The sequence below is a fragment of the Pseudomonas sp. BT76 TE3572 genome, assembly GCF_050435365.1.
Classification (GTDB): domain Bacteria; phylum Pseudomonadota; class Gammaproteobacteria; order Pseudomonadales; family Pseudomonadaceae; genus Aquipseudomonas; species Aquipseudomonas fluorescens_W.
Genome location: NZ_JBNDKE010000001.1, coordinates 3,738,914 through 3,753,741 on the forward strand (window position 1 = coordinate 3,738,914; position 14,828 = coordinate 3,753,741).

The window sequence follows — 14,828 nt, forward strand, 5'->3', positions numbered from 1 at the left end:
CGGCATGCTCAAACCGGTGCTGCTCATCCTCGCTTGCCTGGTCTTGCTCGGACTGTCGATCCGCCTGTTTTATCGCGGTTTGCGCCAGACCGGCACCGAACGGGTACTGGGACGCCTGAACCAGGGGCAACCGCAGCCGGTGCAGGCAAAAACCTCCTGGGTGGGTCTGGATCGAGCCTTTCTGCGGGCCGGCCTTGGGCGTCCCTCTGAGCGTCTGGGGGTATGGCTGCTGCTGTGGGCCTTTGGCATCTTGCTCGGGTTTGCTAGCGGTGGCTGGGCGGGTTTGCTGGTTCTGTTACTGCTGCCGCCGTTGATTCTGCGGCTGTATGTCAATTGGCGTTATCAGCGCCGACTCCAGCGCATGATCGAACAACTGCCACCCATGCTCGATCACACCGTGCGCAGTCTGAAGTCCGGGCGCACCCTGGCCGATGCAGTGCTGGGCGCCATCGACGTCGCTGAAGACCCACTGAAAAATGCCATGGGGCGGATTCAGCGCAACGTGCAGCTGGGGGTCAGCCTGCCGGATGCCGCGGCTGACCTCGCCGAGTTGTATGAGAAAGACGAACTTCGCCTGTTCGCGCTCGGTTTGAAGGTCAATCACCGCTATGGCGGCAATGCCAGCGAATTGCTGGAAAACCTGATCAAGATGATCCGTGAACGCGAGCAAGCTGCGCGCCAGCTCAGGGCCATGACCGGTGAAACCCGGGTAACCGCGTGGGTCCTGGGCTGTTTGCCGATTGGCCTGGCCGGCTATTTCCTCGCGACCAACCCCCATTACTTGCTCGCCATGTGGCACGACCCTTCAGGGCAAATCATGCTCGCGTCCGCGTTCGGCTTGCAGGTGGTCGGCAGCCTGGCGCTCTGGCACATGTTGCGCAGCGTATGAAAGTGCCTTTGCTGATCTGCGCATTGCTGTTTCTGGGCGCAACCTTGTTGCTGCTCAGCGGTTTGCTGGAACACCGTCGGCGGGTTCGCCAGGTGGCGCAACGACTCGACGGCAAACTGGCGAACGACCACCGGGTGGATCAGTGGCTGCAGGTGCTGGGCAGCAGCCGGATCGGCCAGCGCTCGGTCAACCTGGATAACGAAACCCAGGCATTGCTTAACCGTCTCGGCTGGCGCAGCGCCCGGCGACGTTCACTGTTCGCGGCGTTCCAGGTAGGCGCTCCGGTGCTGGCACTGGCCCTGACCTTGCTGATCCAGGGCGTGTTCTTCCCTCATACCGACAACCACTGGATGGCCCCGGTGTTCGCCACCGGCATCGGCTATCTGTTGCCCAAACGGTTGCTGGCCGCTGCCGCGCAGCGTCGGCAGAAACAACTGGCAACCGAGATTTCCACCTTCATTCCGTTGCTGCGCATCCTGTTCGAATCGGGCATGGCGGTGGAGCAGTCGCTGCGAGTGTTGAGCAATGAAGGCAAACAATTATTACCGGCCCTGACCCATGAGTTGCGTCTGGTATTGGCCCGGGTCGATTCCGGCCTGGAACTGGGTGAAGAGCTGAACAAAGCCACCCGATTGCTGGCCGTCGACGAGTTCACCGACACCTGCGTCATCCTTGAGCAGTTGATCCATCAGGGGGGCGGGGCGATGAAATCTTTGCTGACCCTCAAGCAATTGCTGGATGACCGGCGCCTGACGCGCTTGCAGGAATACATCTCCAAGCTGTCCGCCAAAATGTCCGTCGTGATGATGCTGTTTCTCTTCCCGGCGTTATTGATCGTACTGGCCGGCCCGGGCTTCACCGCCCTGTCCCATGCCTTTGGTTCTTAGAGGGATCGTTATGAAAGCAATCATTGCCGGTTTGAGTCTGCTGCTGTTAGGCGGCTGCGCAAGCAACGGTGCGACGCCCTGGAGCGCCCTGACCAATACGGCCAGTTGCGGCAAGCTGACCTCCGAAGAACAGCTGTCGCTGAACCTCGCCGATGACATGGCCAATGACGGCAAACTGCACGCCAGCCTCGCCAACCTGCAAAGCCTGCCCGACAACCTGGCCGACGTGCGCCTGCGCAAGGCCAAGGTCTATCGACTGCTGGGCCGCAGCGAAGCCGAGCCGTTGTACCGCAGCCTGCTCGGCAGTTGCCTGGCTGCCCAAGCCGAACACGGCCTGGGCCAACTCGCCGCCGCCAAGGGTGACAACGGCCTGGCACAAGCCCACTTGCAACGGGCCGCGCGACTGGCGCCGACCGACGAGAAAATTCGCAACGACCTCGGTGTGGTGTACCTCAACCAACTACGCGTCGAGGATGCGCGTTTTGAATTTCTGACGGCCATGGAACTCAAGCAAAGCGATCAACTGGCCGCGTTGAATCTGGTCACGCTGCTGATCTACCAGGACGACTGGAGCCGCGCGGCCGAACTCGTCAGCCGTCTCGGCCTGAGCCCCGCCCAAGTCACCGAAGCCCAGGCCCGCGCGCAAAGACTCAAGACACCGGGCAAGTCCGGCCCGACCGCCGTAAACCAGGTCGCCGTCGCCATACCGACGCTTCAATAAGGAGAGGCTTTTGATGAAACCCACCATCCTCTGCTGCATCGGCCTGCTGGCCCTGCCCCTCACCGCTCACGCCATCGACCCCGGCCCCGCTTCGGCCCAACAACAGGAAACCGAAGGCTGGCTGCAACTGCAACGCAGCAACAAAGCGGCGTCCCAGAAACCGCAAACCTCAACCGCGACCGAGCGCGAACTGAGCATGCAGCGTTGGTTGAAAAGCTATCAGCATGAGATCCCGGAGTACTTTGATCAGTATGAAAGCGGGCAGGTGGATGGTGGAACGGGGGGGTAGTCTAGATCGGGGGGTAATGCCGCCAGCGAAGGAGCGCGTAGCCTTGGTAAGCGGCCGTTACCGCAGGAATGGACAGGTACACCAACAAATACCTAATGCGTAGTTACCCCCTGACGCAATCCAGAATGACCGGGTAACAACGCCAGCGCCAACTGCGTCCGATTATGCATATGCGTCAGCCGCAAAACCTGCGACACATAGAGCTTCACCGTGTTCTCAGTAATCCCCAACTCACAGGCAATCTGATAATTCGTCTGCCCCTTCCCCACCAACCGCGCCACCTCCCACTGCCTTGGCGACAGCTGACTGAAAATCGCCGGGATCTCAACCCGATCCACAGCACTGACATCCTCATCAGAGGAAACCGATAACCGCGGCCCACGCCGAACCTTATCCAGATCCTGATACAGATCATCGATCGACTCGGCAAGGTACTGCAGCTTCTGATCCAGATGCCCCAGCTGCACATTCTTCTGCCGTTCCTGCAAAACCACTACCTGACGCGCAATCCCTTCGAGCAACTCACCCAGATTAATCGGCTTCTGGTAGTAATCGGCAAACCCGGCCCGCAGAGCCTTGATCACATCCTGCTTGTCCGCACGCCCAGTGAGCATGATTGCTTCAAACACACGGTGCTTGCCGGATAGCCGTTGCAGCTCTTGAACCAGTTGAATCCCGTCCAGACCGGGCATGTGCAAATCGCAAAGCACCAGGCCGATCGCTTCGTCTTCATTGAAACGCTCGACGGCCTGTTTGCCAGTCTCGCAAGGAATGCAACGGTAACCGCGGCCTTCAAGAAACTCACAAAGCTGCGCGGCAATAAGCGGCTGGTCGTCGACCACTAGGATTTTTACAGCCCAAGAAAGCTTGTTCACGTGCGACTCCCTGCCGGGTCAACGTTGACCGTTCCTCTACAAACAGCAACAGACTGGACAACTGCTGAATTGAAAGTAGACGTACTTTCCGACTCTGTACATAGAACGGGGGACTAGTGAAACCAGGCGAGTGTGAGCATCAGGCCCACCAATACGAAGGGTGCAAAGGGTTGTTTCTTTGACATTCCAGGCCCCAGGTATCGAAGATGATCTCTAAGCCCTTGGCCCATATGAAGCCAGACTCTTGGCGCCAGCAGCAGCCACAGCACACTGGCCAATCCGGCACCGATGAACACGCCGAGCAGGTGCATGCCGTCAGTCGCCAGCCCCAGGCCGGTCATCAATTTCACATCGCCTGCGCCCAAGCGTCTCAGCGCATAACCGGGCAAGGTGAAAGCCAGCGCCAGCAAAAAAGCCCAGCCGCCCTGCACCGCCTCGGCCCCCAGCCAGGTAGTGCCCGTCCACAGGAGATACGCCAGCGCCAACACCGCGGCGCCAAGGGTCAGGCCATTGGCGATGTGCCGTTCTCGAGCATCCTGTGCTGCGCATAGCGTCAGCCAGATCAGTAGTACAAAGCTCTGCATCCGGTAAAAAACGTCCATTTTGGCTGAATGATTCTATGCTGATATCACGTCGTGAATGTCAGGGTAGACGCAGTCATGAAAATAGGCCTCCCCCGTAAGCAAAAAGGCGCTGTAGCGATTGAATTCGCTTTGGTGTTTCTGATCTTTTTCGCCGTGTTTTATGGAATCGTCACTTACAGCTTGCCGCTGTTGCTGATGCAATCGTTCACCCAGTCGACCGCCGAAGCGGTGCGCCGAAGCGTGGCGCTGGATCCGAGCACCCCCGGATACGACACCGCGGTAAAAACCGTGGCCACGACAGAACTGAGCCGGCAGCTGGCCTGGATTCCTGCCGCACTGAATTTCAATGTCGCCACCGACGCCAGCGCCACCTACGTGGGCGGCGTGTTGAAGGTCAGCATCAGCTACCCCACCAGCAAACTGCAGCAGGTCATCCCGTTTCTGAACTTGCCGGGAATTGGCCAAGTGCCCAATCTGCCGGCAAACCTCACCGCCAGTTCGAGCCTGCAATTTTGAGTTCCGCAGACAAACTTTTCGGGCGCCTGCTTAACCGGCATCCGCCTCAGCCAGTGGACATGCCAGACACCCTGAGCGTGCAAAGTGTCGGTTTGCAGATGCATCTGGATGCCGAAGGTCGAGTGATTCACCTGACCGGCCCGCTGCGGCATGTGCTGGCCCAGCAGACGCCCGCTGCGAAAGCACCCCACCTGCTCGATTTCCTCATGCCCCACAGCGGCCTCGCCGTTGAAGGTTCGCCCGTCGACTGGCAGGGACAGTCTCTGGACCTGGACTTTTACAGCCTCAACGGACAACCCCTGCACCTGCGTGGCTGGGTCCAGCCATTGGCCGATGCCTGGCTGTTGCAGTTGCTGGACATCGGCGACTTGTTGCTCGATCGCCGACAATCACGCAGCCGCGAACAATGCCAATTACTCGCAGCGCAGATCGGCGAACAGTTGCGCCGGTGCAACCTGACGCGTCTGCCCGAGGTGTTGGTGGAACAGCTGCAAGGCCTGGCCCAGCGTTTCCACATGCCATGCATTGCGGTGGCGTTACTCGATGAACAGGAAGAAGGCTGGCAGATACACCAGCAATACACGGCCTTCGATGCGCCCCACCTGTGGCAAAACGCTCAGCGCCTGGGCACGGGGCTCGACAGCCTGAACGGCTCTGCACCGCAATGCCTGACGCCCGCTGAACATCCCCGTTTGCAAGGCATCTTCGGTAATGCCGAAGGGTTCGCGGTGCCCTATCACGATGCTCAGGGTGTGGTCGCCTGGTTGCTGTGTGGCCTTTATCCGGTGCAACAACATGCACCCGACCTGAATGATCGCGACTGGCTACAACTGACCGCCGCATTGGCAGGCCCGTTGCTTGAGCGCTTGCGCGAGCAGCGGCACCATCTGCAACTGGAACGGCTGGAGTCGCTGCAAGCCTTGCTCGGCACCGGATGGTGGGAGGTGTTCAGCGACAGTCGCGAGGTGCAATTGGCGCCGTCGCTGGCCAGCAACCTGAACCTTGCGATCGATCGTTTGCCGCTGCACGACTGGCTGGATCAGGTGCACCCCGCCGACCGGGAAGAGCTGAGCAGTCGTCTGCAAGCCTTGCAAGACGACGGTACCCCGCTGCTGCTGTGCGTGCGTCTGGCACAAACGCCGAACTGGTATCGCCTGCAGGGCCAGGTTCTGGGCCTCGGTAAAAACCGGCGGATGCTGGGTTTCATGCTCGACATCAGTGACATCAAAAACCAGGAGCAAAATGCCGCGGCGGCCCATGCCCGACTGGACAATCTGATCGCCAGTTCGCCGGCGGTGATCTACGTGCAGCGCTATGTCGAAGGTGCGCTGCAACCGACGTTTTTCAGTGACAGCCTACTGCCGCTGCTCGGCTGGACACTGGCTGATTGCACGACGGGAAACCTGATTGAAAGGGTGCACCCGGATGACCGCGATCGGTACTTCGAACGTACCCGACATTTGCTGCGTGAAGGTTCGGTGCGCGCCCGCTATCGGCTGCGCGACAGTCGCGGCGAATACCACTGGCTACTCGATGAAGCCAAGTTACTGCGCGACGACCTTGGCTTGCCGGTGGAAGCCGTCGGCCTGTGGCTGGACGTCACCGAAGCAACCCTGGCCGCCGAACAGGTGAAGCAGAGTGAAGAACGCTACCGGATCCTGGTGGAAGACTCTCCGGCGATGATCTGCCGCTACCGCCCGGACCTGACCCTGACCTTCGGCAACCGCCCACTGGCGACTTACCTGGAGTGCCCGCCCGAACAACTGCCTGGGGTGAATCTGGGCAGCTGGATGTCACCGGAACAGCGCGAAGCGTTTCTCCAGCGGCTCGGCCGACTCAGCCCGGAATTCCCGGTCAGCACCGCGGAAATCAACCTGCAACTGCCGGGACGGGAACATGCCTGGTGGGTGTGGTCGGATCGCGGGGTGTTCGATGAGGACGGCCATTTGTTGGAGATTCAGGCCGTGGGTCGCGACAACACCGAAGTGCGCCGCGCCCAGCAGCAGCTCACCCAAAGCGCAAAAATGGCCACCCTCGGTGAAATGGCCACAGGGCTGGCCCATGAAATCAATCAGCCGTTGAATGTGATGCGCATGGCCATCGTCAACGTGCTCAAGCGTCTGAGCAACGGCGATGCGCAGATCGACTACCTGACCGACAAGCTCAACCGCATCGATGCACAGGTCCAGCGGGCCGCGCGGGTGGTGGATCACATGCGGGTGTTTGGCCGCCGCTCAGAGATCGAGCAACATCCGTTTAATCCGGCACAAGCCATCGAAGGCACGCTGTCGCTGCTGGCCGAAGGGATGCGCGGCAAAGGGGTCGATCTGCGGGTCAACGAGACCGGGTTTGAAGTGCAAGTGCGCGGTTACGTCGATCAGCTCGAACAGGTGTTGATTAACTTGATGGTCAACGCTCGGGATGCATTGCTCGGCAAACGCGAGGCCGACCGCGAGTTCAAACCGTGGATCTCGGTGTACGCCGAACGTGATGCGCATTCGGTGCGGCTGTGGGTCGAGGACAACGGCGGCGGTATCGATCCACGGTTGCTGGAGCGGATTTTCGAGCCGTTCTTCACCACCAAACCCGTGGGTGTCGGCACCGGGCTCGGGTTGTCGGTCAGTTACGGCATCGTCGAGAACATGGGCGGAAAACTGAGCGTCAGAAACTCGGTCGAGGGCGCACGGTTTTGTATCGAACTGCCGATTGCCGCCGACGATCAGATCGCCAGTGTCGCTCGTCCTGAGTGACAACTGAGGTTGGCGCCGACATCGACCTTGTTCAGATCGATCCCCAGGCTGAGCAGCAGTGTGTTGATCAAGGTGTCGAGTAACGGGCTGAGCACGCTGTTGATCGCGTTGACCAGCAATGTGGTGACACTGCTGAGGATGGCCCCCAGACCACCGACCAGACTGCCCGTCGGGCCGTACATGTCGACCTTGATGTTAGTCGCCGTGTCGGTAAGGCTGCTGACGATATTGCTGGTGGACCAGGAATAGTAGAACGGTGGCTGGTTGATCTCCGGCAGGCTGGTGGCCGGCGGAGCGGAATAGACGTGCGGCATGTTGGCGCTCTGTGCCACGGTGGTGTCGGCCATGATATCGATGCCGCCGCCGACGCCTGGAATTCGCGGGTCACAACTGACGGGCAAGATCAGGAACCGGCGGCAGGTCTTCACCCCGATATCGATCACCTTCAACGGCTGTACCACCACGGTGGGCGGCGTGGTGTTGTTGCCGAAAGCCGTGTTCGGATCGATCTTGCCGATTTTCAACTTCACCAGTGAAGTGCTGGTATTGGTGGTCAGGGATTTGTTGGTGGCGCTGACGCAACTGTAGGCAGTGACGTAACTGTTGGCGCTCGCGACGTCCAGTGCGACATCGAGGCTTACGGTACTGGAAAGCGGCACGATCGAAGGTGTTTCACAGGCCGCCCCCAGCGCGCAGGTCAGTGAGTCAATGACACCGACCAGATTGAGATGCAACAAGGCGTTCAAGGTATTGGTCAACGGTCCGGCAAGATCCGCCGCCGCCTCGAGCAAGGGTTGAATCGCACTCAGAATGGGCAAGTCGATCGACAGCAATGTACGCACCTGAGCGGTTTTCACATAGATCCGGTTGGGCCCCAAAGGCGCGAGCGCGGCGCTTTTCGGATTGCCGATGGCCGAGAGCTGTGGCGGCTCCAGTATCTGCACCCGAGCAGTGATTTGCGCGAGCCCCGCGAGGTTGATCGGCAGGGTCGCCACCAGGCCGTTTTTCTTGTTGGCCAGTTGCACGACGGCTTCGATCAGGTCGAACACTTTCAGGTTGGTCCCCAGCGCCGTCACGGTGCTGCCAGCCTCGACGTGCAGCACGTTGCCGAGTACGACGGTGGTTGCGCCTGCCGCGACCTTCAGCGCTTGAAGACTCGCAATGGTGGCGGTCGCACCGAGTGTGCCGCCGGGGTCCAGTACATTAACGGCGGTCTGGATCAGCTGGCTGACGGCAATCGTATTGCCCAACACCTGGTCATACCCGGCAGCGCTGAGGTTAAGGTCGACCTTCAATCGGTCGAGGTAGCCGAGCAGGCTGATGTTGGTGTTCACCAGTCCGTTCCAGCCCGCCGCGTTGATGTTCAGGCTACCCCCGAGCAAACCACCGAACAGCGCGTTGAGCGTCGTCGATTTGCTGGTGTCGACGCTCAACGTCGTGCTGCGCAGGGTCAGCGAAGCCTGCGGTGGCGGCAATGCGGCGACAGCGCTGGCCGTCAGGTTGATGGTTGCCCCGCGTGGAGCGCCACCGAACAGGGCGCCGACACCGCCAGCGAGGCTCTGCGGGACCGAATGGCTGGCGATCACCCGAATGGCTTCGCTCTTGCTCGGGTCGGCGCCAAATACCCGAAGGTTATTGGCATCCAGGGTCAAGGCGCCGCAAGCGACCAGCAGATTGTGATTGGGGTCAGGAAGGGTGAAGCCATTACGGTTTGCGCTGGCGGTGGCATAGACAGTGGCGGTGTTGCCAGCGGCGCAATCACCGCCTCGGGTGGAGGCTTCAAGTGCGGCCATGTCCGCTACGCGCTGCAGGTCACGTTTTTTCAGGTACAAACGCCCGCTGTCGACCACGACCAGCAAGAACATCAGGGCCATGCCCAATGTCAGCGCCGCCATCAAACCGATCGCCCCCCGTTGCCGGGACGGGCTGCGAAACTGCAAACGGGGAGACATCGCGCACTCCTTTGCCGGTGCACAGCTGAGGGCTACCTCCTTGGGTGAACAGCAGTGTAGACAAGACTTGGCTGGACTGCTGGCAACATGCCAGTGCAGAAAACAAAAACCCTGTACGAGCTGAGCTGCTCCTACAGGGTTTTGGGGTGTTTATTTCGGTGGATAGTTGGCGAGAATTCGCCCCACCGTTTCACGTATCGCCGTGCTGCGATCCGAAGGGTTCGGTGTGCGGCTGAGTATCTGCTCGTCACTGCCGCGCCACACCAGTTTGCCGTCCTTGCCATCAAGCAGGTCGATCTGGATGATCGCCACTTTGTAGCTGACGTTACGGGTTTCGTTGTACATCGGCCCCCCCCAGTAACCGTTCCATGGATTACCCCAAGCGCCGCCGTAGTTGGTGGTTACTTGTTGCTGGCGCTGCTCGACGATCAGATAGGTCTGTACGCTCAAATCGCCCTTTTTGCCATCCGCCGCCGGACGCAGGCCACGCTGATCCAGCTGATCGGTCACCGATTGGCGGATGCGTTGTTCAGTCAGGTCGCTCTTGATCCGCGGGTCATCGGGGCGATATTGCAGGGCGGGTTCTTTCCAGCTCCAGCTGCGATAGGCGGCGAAGTCGCGGCTGGCATCGAAGTCATGATTGACCTGGCTGCCGGCGCAGGCAGTGAGCAGCATGGCCACGGTCAGTAAAGCGAGACGGCGGAACATGATATTTCTCCGGTTGAAGACATGAACCTGCGTAATGCTTCTTAACTACAGAAGCTAACTAGGAGGATACGCCGACATCGCCTTTTCTACAGCCTCCCGTATCGCATCGACACGCTCGCTCTGGCTCCCGCGATTGCTGGTTTCGGCGCTGGCACTCCAGACCGGTTCACCGCTCTGAGCGTCAAACAAATCAACCTGCACCACCACGACCTGTTCCTGATAAGTCCGAACGATCGGCACGGTGTTGTACATGCCGTAACCGCTGCCGTAGCGGTTGTAACCGCCATAACCGCCGCCGTAGTAACCATAGTCGTCCTGAACCTGACGCAGGCGGGTTTCCAGGTGCAGGTCGGCGCTGACAAACAGGTCGACCGGGCGGTTATCGTGCAGCGGGCGCAAGCCACGTTGATCAAGGGCATTGCTGACGGCTTCGGCGACCTGCGCCGAATCCGCCCAGGTAGTGCCCGGCGGCAACTGCCCGTTGAGCCAGGCCCAGCTGCGGTAACGCCCATAGTCGCGCGGCGGTGCCGGGTAGGCGCTGCGGTCAAAGGTGTTGGCGGCCTGAGGCGGCGCGGGTGGCAAGGGGTTGGATGACGCCACATAAGGGTTGCTGCCCTGACAGGCCGCCAACCCGAGACAGATCACCAATAACCCCGAACGACTGTTCATTTCGCGCTCCGATCAGACCGGCCGACAGATCCAGTGCAAGTAGCGCCCAAGCCCGGCAAAGCTTGGGTGACGGCGGTGGGCCAGCTCCATTTCCAACAAGTCCACCAGTTCGGCACGGGCCTGGAATTCCACCGGCATGTAGTCGTGAAAAACTCGCACCCCGCTCTGGGTTTCGACTTGCCACAGGCCTTCAAGTTGCGCCGCCAGTTCCCGTGGATCAAGGGGCTGCTGCGGGGTCAGACTCTGTTTCTCACCGGCCATGTCGTTCTTGCGCATCTTGCGGAAATGGCCTTTGAGCAGGTTGCGATAGATCAGCGCATCGCGGTTGTAGAAGGCCAGGGACAGCCAGCCATCCGGCTTGGTCAATTGATGCAGCACCGGCAGGATCGCGTGAGGTTCGGCCAGCCATTCCAGCACGGCGTGGCACAGCACCAGGTCGTAGGGTTCGGTGAGTTGGCCGAGCAGATCCTGCCACGGCGCCTGAATGAACGTCGCTGTTTGCCCGGCGTCGGCAAAGCGCTGACGGGCGCCTTCGAGCATTGGCTCGGCGGGCTCGGCCAGTGTGACCTCATGACCACGCTGGGCCAGCCACAACGACATGTGGCCCAGGCCGGCGCCGATGTCCAGTACGCGCAACGGTCGGTCCGGCAGGGTTTCGGCCAGGTCGGCCTGAAGCACTGCCAGACGGATCGCGCCTTTGGCACCGCCGTAGATTTTTTCGGCGAAGCGGGTGGCCAGTTGATCGAAATGACGGTCGCTCATCAGCTGAACCTCCGTTCGCTGTCCGCGAGTTTGCTGCGCACCACTTCATTCATGTCCAACCCCAACTCGCTGCACAGCAGCAGTAAATAGAGCACGATGTCACCGATTTCCTGCCCGGCATGGGCGAGCTTGTCCTTCGGCAACTGGCGCGACTGGTCTTCGGTCAGCCACTGGAAAATCTCCACCAGCTCGGACATTTCCACGCTCGCGGCCATGGCCAGGTTTTTCGGGCTGTGAAATTGCCGCCAGTCATTGCGGTCACGGATGGCGTGCAGGCGTTCGGTCAGTTCAACAAGGTTCATCGGGCTCTCCTGAAGGCGTATAGCTTCGGGGGGATAAGGAATGAAGGCAAGCGGCAAGCGCTGCAAAACCACTATGCTTGGAGGGAACTCGGCACCCAGCTCGATAGCCCAAGGCTCAAGTCCGGCAACCCTGCCACCACTTTCATCAAGGACGCTCACAACATGCAGGTAGAAAGTTTTTTCGAATGGCTCGGCCAGGCACTCGGTTCGGTTATCCGCTTCATCGTTGACGGCCTCAGTGGCTTGTTCAATCTGTTGAGCCACGCCGGCAGCAACTTTGTCGAAGGGCTGTCCCGTGCGCTGGGCATGGACGCGTCGATCATCAGCATCATTGCGCTGATTTTGGGGTTGATGCTGTTGTGGTCGGCGATTCGGGCGTTCATGAATGCGTCGATCATCATGGGGATTATCTGGTTGCTGCTGGGGTTGTGGTTGTTGAGCTGGATAATCCATTGATCGGCTTGAGATCCAGCCCTCACCCTAGCCCTCTCCCGGAGGGAGAGGGGACTGACTGAGTTGTACTTTCGAGCGACATCGACCTGAAATTCCGCGTCGAACTCAGGTTTTGAAAAGCATGGAGATCAGCTCCCTTTCCCCCTCTCCCCACTGGGGAGAGGGCTGGGGTGAGGGGTCGATTTCTGATTCACAGCAAATCCCCAATCAACCGCTACAATGCCCGCTCCCCCAAGGAGCCTGCATGTCCAACCTGATCGCCGACTGGCGCGACCGCCCTACCCATCGTCGAGTCTGGGCGCTCGCCGCGCCGATGATTCTCTCGAACATTTCCGTACCGCTGGTGGCGCTGGTCGACAGTACCGTCATCGGCCACTTGCCCCACGCCCATCAGTTGGGCGCCGTCGCGGTCGGGGCCAGCCTGTATACCTTTCTCGCCTGGGCCATGGGTTTTCTGCGCATGGGCACCACGGGGTTCGCCGCACAGGCCGCCGGGCGTGGGGACGGCGCCGCATTGCGGCAGATTTTGTTGCAGGGTCTGTTGTTGGCCATGGGCCTGGCCATTGTCCTGGGAACACTGGGTGTGCCGTTGAGCGGGGTCGCGCTGCACTTCATGCAGCCGTCGGCGGAGCTGGATCAGCTGACCCGCGAATTTTTCCACACTCGCCTGTTCGGCCTGCCGGCGGCGCTGGCCAGTTATGCGCTGGTCGGCTGGTTCCTCGGCACTCAGAACGCCCGGGCGCCACTGGCGATTCTGCTGAGCACCAACCTGGTGAACATCGCGCTGAACCTGTGGTTCGTTCTCGGGCTGGAGTGGGGGGTGGTCGGCGCGGCCCGAGCGTCGGTGATCGCCGAATGGACCGGCGCGCTGATCGGCCTGCTGATGACCCGCAACGCCCTGCGCGCCTATCCCGGCCACATCGCCTGGGCCGCGCTGGCGTTGTGGCAGAGCTGGCGGCCGCTATTGGCGGTCAACCGCGACATTTTCATCCGCAGCCTGGCGCTGCAATCGGTGTTTTTCCTGATCACCGTGCAAGGCGCGCGACTGGGTGATGCCACCGTCGCCGCCAACGCGCTGCTGCTCAATGGTTTGCTGCTGACCGCCCATGCACTGGACGGCCTGGCCCACGCCGTGGAAGCCCTGTGTGGGCATGCCATCGGTGCTCGTGATCGAGAGGCCCTGCGCCGCTCATTGGTGGTGGCCTGCGGTTGGTCGTTGCTGGCGAGCCTGGGTTTTGCCGTGCTGTTCCTGTTTGCCGGGCATCTGTTTATCGAGATGCAGACCAACATTCAGAGCGTGCGCGACACGGCGTTCATCTACCTGCCCTACCTCGCCGCGCTGCCGCTGATCGCGGTCGGGAGTTACCTGCTCGACGGGCTGTTTATCGGCGCTACCCGCGCCCGGGAAATGCGCAACGGCATGCTGCTGACGGTGGTTTTATTGCTGCCATTCGCTTGGGCGCTGCAAGGTTTTGGCAACCATGGACTGTGGATAACCTTTCTGTTGTTCATGTTGCTGCGCAGCCTGACCCTCGGCACGTTTGCCTGGTACCTGCACAAAAACGACGGCTGGTTCGCCGGCAAAGCTCACTGAGTCGGCGTGGCGTTGACGAAGGCCGTGACCACATCCAGCACCGGAGCCAAACCGCGCATCGGCCGGGACAGCGTCGCCACCAGCGTGGCGTGGCTGGTACGCGAGAAATACAGGTCCTGCACCGGTACGCCCGCCTCGCGCAGTTTGCGCGCCAGACCACCGGTGTTGCGGACCGGGTTGACCAGTTCATCGTCGCTCGCCGCGATCAACAAGGCTGGCGGCGCGCCACGACTGACATGATTGATCGGCTGCGACCGGGGTGGTGAGTCCGGCCAGAAAAACACCGGGCGCACCTGCGGATTCTTGATCGGCAGAAAATCATAAGGCCCGGCCAGGCCGATCCAGCCACTGAGGTTATGCGGCGACAAACCCACCGCCCCCAATAACCCGGGGTCCAGCGCCAGCATCGCAACGTTGTAGGCCCCGGAACTGTGGCCCATCAGGTACAACCGCTGCGGATTACCGGAATATTGACGGATGTGTTCATGGGTCCAGGCCACGGCCCGGGCGCCATCTTCAAGGAACAGCGGATAACGCACCTGCGGGTACAACCGATAGTCCGCCAGCACCACCACAATTCCCCGGGACGCCAAGGCCTCGCCGACAAAAGCGTAATCGCTGCGTGAACCGCTGTTCCAGCTGCCGCCGTAGAAAAACACCACCACCGGGGCGTTTTTCATGGGAGGGCGCGGCACATACACATCGAGTTTTTGCCGCGGATCAGGGCCATAGGCAATGCCCTCGGTCTTGTCGAAGGTTGTGTCGGGGGTCAGCGCATTGAGCAACTTCAGCGGCGAGCACGCCGTCATCACGGCCAGTAAAACGCCGACGACAATCAGGCTGAACAATCGCCGCGTGGTGCTCGCCATTGATGTCG

Annotated in this window: 16 protein-coding genes; 8 read left to right on the top strand and 8 right to left on the bottom strand. The window is 60.7% G+C overall.

Annotated elements, in window-relative coordinates; genetic code table 11:
* The first annotated feature begins 4 nt into the window (after nucleotides 1-4).
* From ABH912_RS17055 to ABH912_RS17070, 4 genes are read left to right on the top strand one after another with little or no spacing between them, the layout of a single operon-like run.
* Nucleotides 5-889, top strand: a complete 885-nt coding sequence (locus ABH912_RS17055; RefSeq protein ID WP_033059542.1) for a type II secretion system F family protein — start codon at nucleotides 5-7, stop codon at nucleotides 887-889.
* Nucleotides 886-1,776 carry a type II secretion system F family protein gene (locus ABH912_RS17060; RefSeq protein ID WP_429511192.1) on the top strand — a complete coding sequence of 297 codons (891 nt, stop codon included), beginning with the start codon at nucleotides 886-888 and terminating at the stop codon, nucleotides 1,774-1,776. The genes ABH912_RS17055 and ABH912_RS17060 overlap by 4 nt, the downstream gene beginning before the upstream one ends.
* A gap of 10 nt (nucleotides 1,777-1,786) precedes the next feature.
* The gene (locus ABH912_RS17065; RefSeq protein WP_033059546.1) at nucleotides 1,787-2,497 is read left to right on the top strand and encodes a hypothetical protein; all 711 of its coding nucleotides are present in this window, start codon (nucleotides 1,787-1,789) and stop codon (nucleotides 2,495-2,497) included.
* Nucleotides 2,498-2,510: 13 nt separating this feature from the next.
* Nucleotides 2,511-2,786 carry a DUF3613 domain-containing protein gene (locus tag ABH912_RS17070; protein ID WP_033059547.1) on the top strand — a complete coding sequence of 92 codons (276 nt, stop codon included), beginning with the start codon at nucleotides 2,511-2,513 and terminating at the stop codon, nucleotides 2,784-2,786.
* 92 nt (nucleotides 2,787-2,878) lie between these two features.
* Here the strand turns inward: ABH912_RS17070 and ABH912_RS17075 are convergent, their stop codons facing one another.
* Nucleotides 2,879-3,661, bottom strand: coding sequence for a response regulator transcription factor (locus tag ABH912_RS17075; protein WP_429511193.1), 783 nt, complete (start codon nucleotides 3,659-3,661; stop codon nucleotides 2,879-2,881).
* A gap of 113 nt (nucleotides 3,662-3,774) precedes the next feature.
* Nucleotides 3,775-4,245 carry a prepilin peptidase gene (locus ABH912_RS17080; RefSeq protein ID WP_429511194.1) on the bottom strand — a complete coding sequence of 157 codons (471 nt, stop codon included), beginning with the start codon at nucleotides 4,243-4,245 and terminating at the stop codon, nucleotides 3,775-3,777.
* Between the two features lie 75 nt (nucleotides 4,246-4,320).
* On the opposite strand from ABH912_RS17080, the gene ABH912_RS17085 reads away from it, so the two are divergent.
* Both ABH912_RS17085 and ABH912_RS17090 read left to right on the top strand, forming a co-directional pair.
* Complete coding sequence (locus tag ABH912_RS17085; protein ID WP_429511195.1) at nucleotides 4,321-4,761, top strand: TadE/TadG family type IV pilus assembly protein; 441 nt, start codon at nucleotides 4,321-4,323, stop codon at nucleotides 4,759-4,761.
* Nucleotides 4,758-7,511 carry a PAS domain-containing sensor histidine kinase gene (locus ABH912_RS17090; RefSeq protein WP_429511196.1) on the top strand — a complete coding sequence of 918 codons (2,754 nt, stop codon included), beginning with the start codon at nucleotides 4,758-4,760 and terminating at the stop codon, nucleotides 7,509-7,511. Before ABH912_RS17085 ends, ABH912_RS17090 begins: the two co-directional genes overlap by 4 nt.
* Here the strand turns inward: ABH912_RS17090 and ABH912_RS17095 are convergent.
* From ABH912_RS17095 to ABH912_RS17115, 5 genes are all read right to left on the bottom strand, one after another.
* Nucleotides 7,481-9,463 (bottom strand): pilus assembly protein TadG-related protein, encoded by a 1,983-nt coding sequence (locus tag ABH912_RS17095; RefSeq protein WP_429511197.1) that lies wholly within the window; start codon nucleotides 9,461-9,463, stop codon nucleotides 7,481-7,483. The two genes, ABH912_RS17090 and ABH912_RS17095, sit on opposite strands and share 31 nt — an antisense overlap.
* A gap of 150 nt (nucleotides 9,464-9,613) precedes the next feature.
* Nucleotides 9,614-10,171 (bottom strand): DUF4136 domain-containing protein, encoded by a 558-nt coding sequence (locus ABH912_RS17100; protein ID WP_033059556.1) that lies wholly within the window; start codon nucleotides 10,169-10,171, stop codon nucleotides 9,614-9,616.
* 54 nt (nucleotides 10,172-10,225) lie between these two features.
* A complete protein-coding gene (locus tag ABH912_RS17105) occupies nucleotides 10,226-10,840 on the bottom strand; it encodes a DUF4136 domain-containing protein (RefSeq protein ID WP_429511199.1) in 615 nt (204 codons plus the stop codon).
* Between the two features lie 12 nt (nucleotides 10,841-10,852).
* Nucleotides 10,853-11,602, bottom strand: coding sequence for a methyltransferase (locus ABH912_RS17110; protein ID WP_033059558.1), 750 nt, complete (start codon nucleotides 11,600-11,602; stop codon nucleotides 10,853-10,855).
* Nucleotides 11,602-11,904, bottom strand: coding sequence for a MazG-like family protein (locus tag ABH912_RS17115; protein WP_429511201.1), 303 nt, complete (start codon nucleotides 11,902-11,904; stop codon nucleotides 11,602-11,604). The genes ABH912_RS17110 and ABH912_RS17115 overlap by 1 nt, the downstream gene beginning before the upstream one ends.
* A 162-nt stretch (nucleotides 11,905-12,066) precedes the next feature.
* Here ABH912_RS17115 and ABH912_RS17120 point away from each other — a divergent pair, with 162 nt between their 5' ends.
* The gene (locus tag ABH912_RS17120; protein WP_033059560.1) at nucleotides 12,067-12,360 is read left to right on the top strand and encodes a hypothetical protein; all 294 of its coding nucleotides are present in this window, start codon (nucleotides 12,067-12,069) and stop codon (nucleotides 12,358-12,360) included.
* A gap of 241 nt (nucleotides 12,361-12,601) precedes the next feature.
* Entirely contained in the window at nucleotides 12,602-13,951 is a 1,350-nt protein-coding gene (locus tag ABH912_RS17125) for an MATE family efflux transporter (protein WP_429511202.1), read from the top strand.
* Here ABH912_RS17125 and ABH912_RS17130 read toward each other — a convergent pair.
* Nucleotides 13,945-14,820 (bottom strand): alpha/beta hydrolase, encoded by an 876-nt coding sequence (locus ABH912_RS17130; RefSeq protein WP_429511203.1) that lies wholly within the window; start codon nucleotides 14,818-14,820, stop codon nucleotides 13,945-13,947. The two genes, ABH912_RS17125 and ABH912_RS17130, sit on opposite strands and share 7 nt — an antisense overlap.
* Between the last annotated feature and the right edge of the window lie 8 nt (nucleotides 14,821-14,828).

Coding starts and splice junctions, on each gene's coding strand:
- ABH912_RS17070 (WP_033059547.1), top strand. CDS start 2,511: ATGAAACCCACCATCCTCTGCTGCATCGGCCTGCTGGCCCTGCCCCTC.
- ABH912_RS17105 (WP_429511199.1), bottom strand. CDS start 10,840: ATGAACAGTCGTTCGGGGTTATTGGTGATCTGTCTCGGGTTGGCGGCC.
- ABH912_RS17110 (WP_033059558.1), bottom strand. CDS start 11,602: ATGAGCGACCGTCATTTCGATCAACTGGCCACCCGCTTCGCCGAAAAA.
- ABH912_RS17095 (WP_429511197.1), bottom strand. CDS start 9,463: ATGTCTCCCCGTTTGCAGTTTCGCAGCCCGTCCCGGCAACGGGGGGCG.
- ABH912_RS17100 (WP_033059556.1), bottom strand. CDS start 10,171: ATGTTCCGCCGTCTCGCTTTACTGACCGTGGCCATGCTGCTCACTGCC.
- ABH912_RS17130 (WP_429511203.1), bottom strand. CDS start 14,820: ATGGCGAGCACCACGCGGCGATTGTTCAGCCTGATTGTCGTCGGCGTT.
- ABH912_RS17065 (WP_033059546.1), top strand. CDS start 1,787: ATGAAAGCAATCATTGCCGGTTTGAGTCTGCTGCTGTTAGGCGGCTGC.
- ABH912_RS17125 (WP_429511202.1), top strand. CDS start 12,602: ATGTCCAACCTGATCGCCGACTGGCGCGACCGCCCTACCCATCGTCGA.
- ABH912_RS17080 (WP_429511194.1), bottom strand. CDS start 4,245: ATGCAGAGCTTTGTACTACTGATCTGGCTGACGCTATGCGCAGCACAG.
- ABH912_RS17060 (WP_429511192.1), top strand. CDS start 886: ATGAAAGTGCCTTTGCTGATCTGCGCATTGCTGTTTCTGGGCGCAACC.
- ABH912_RS17085 (WP_429511195.1), top strand. CDS start 4,321: ATGAAAATAGGCCTCCCCCGTAAGCAAAAAGGCGCTGTAGCGATTGAA.
- ABH912_RS17120 (WP_033059560.1), top strand. CDS start 12,067: ATGCAGGTAGAAAGTTTTTTCGAATGGCTCGGCCAGGCACTCGGTTCG.
- ABH912_RS17115 (WP_429511201.1), bottom strand. CDS start 11,904: ATGAACCTTGTTGAACTGACCGAACGCCTGCACGCCATCCGTGACCGC.
- ABH912_RS17055 (WP_033059542.1), top strand. CDS start 5: ATGCTCAAACCGGTGCTGCTCATCCTCGCTTGCCTGGTCTTGCTCGGA.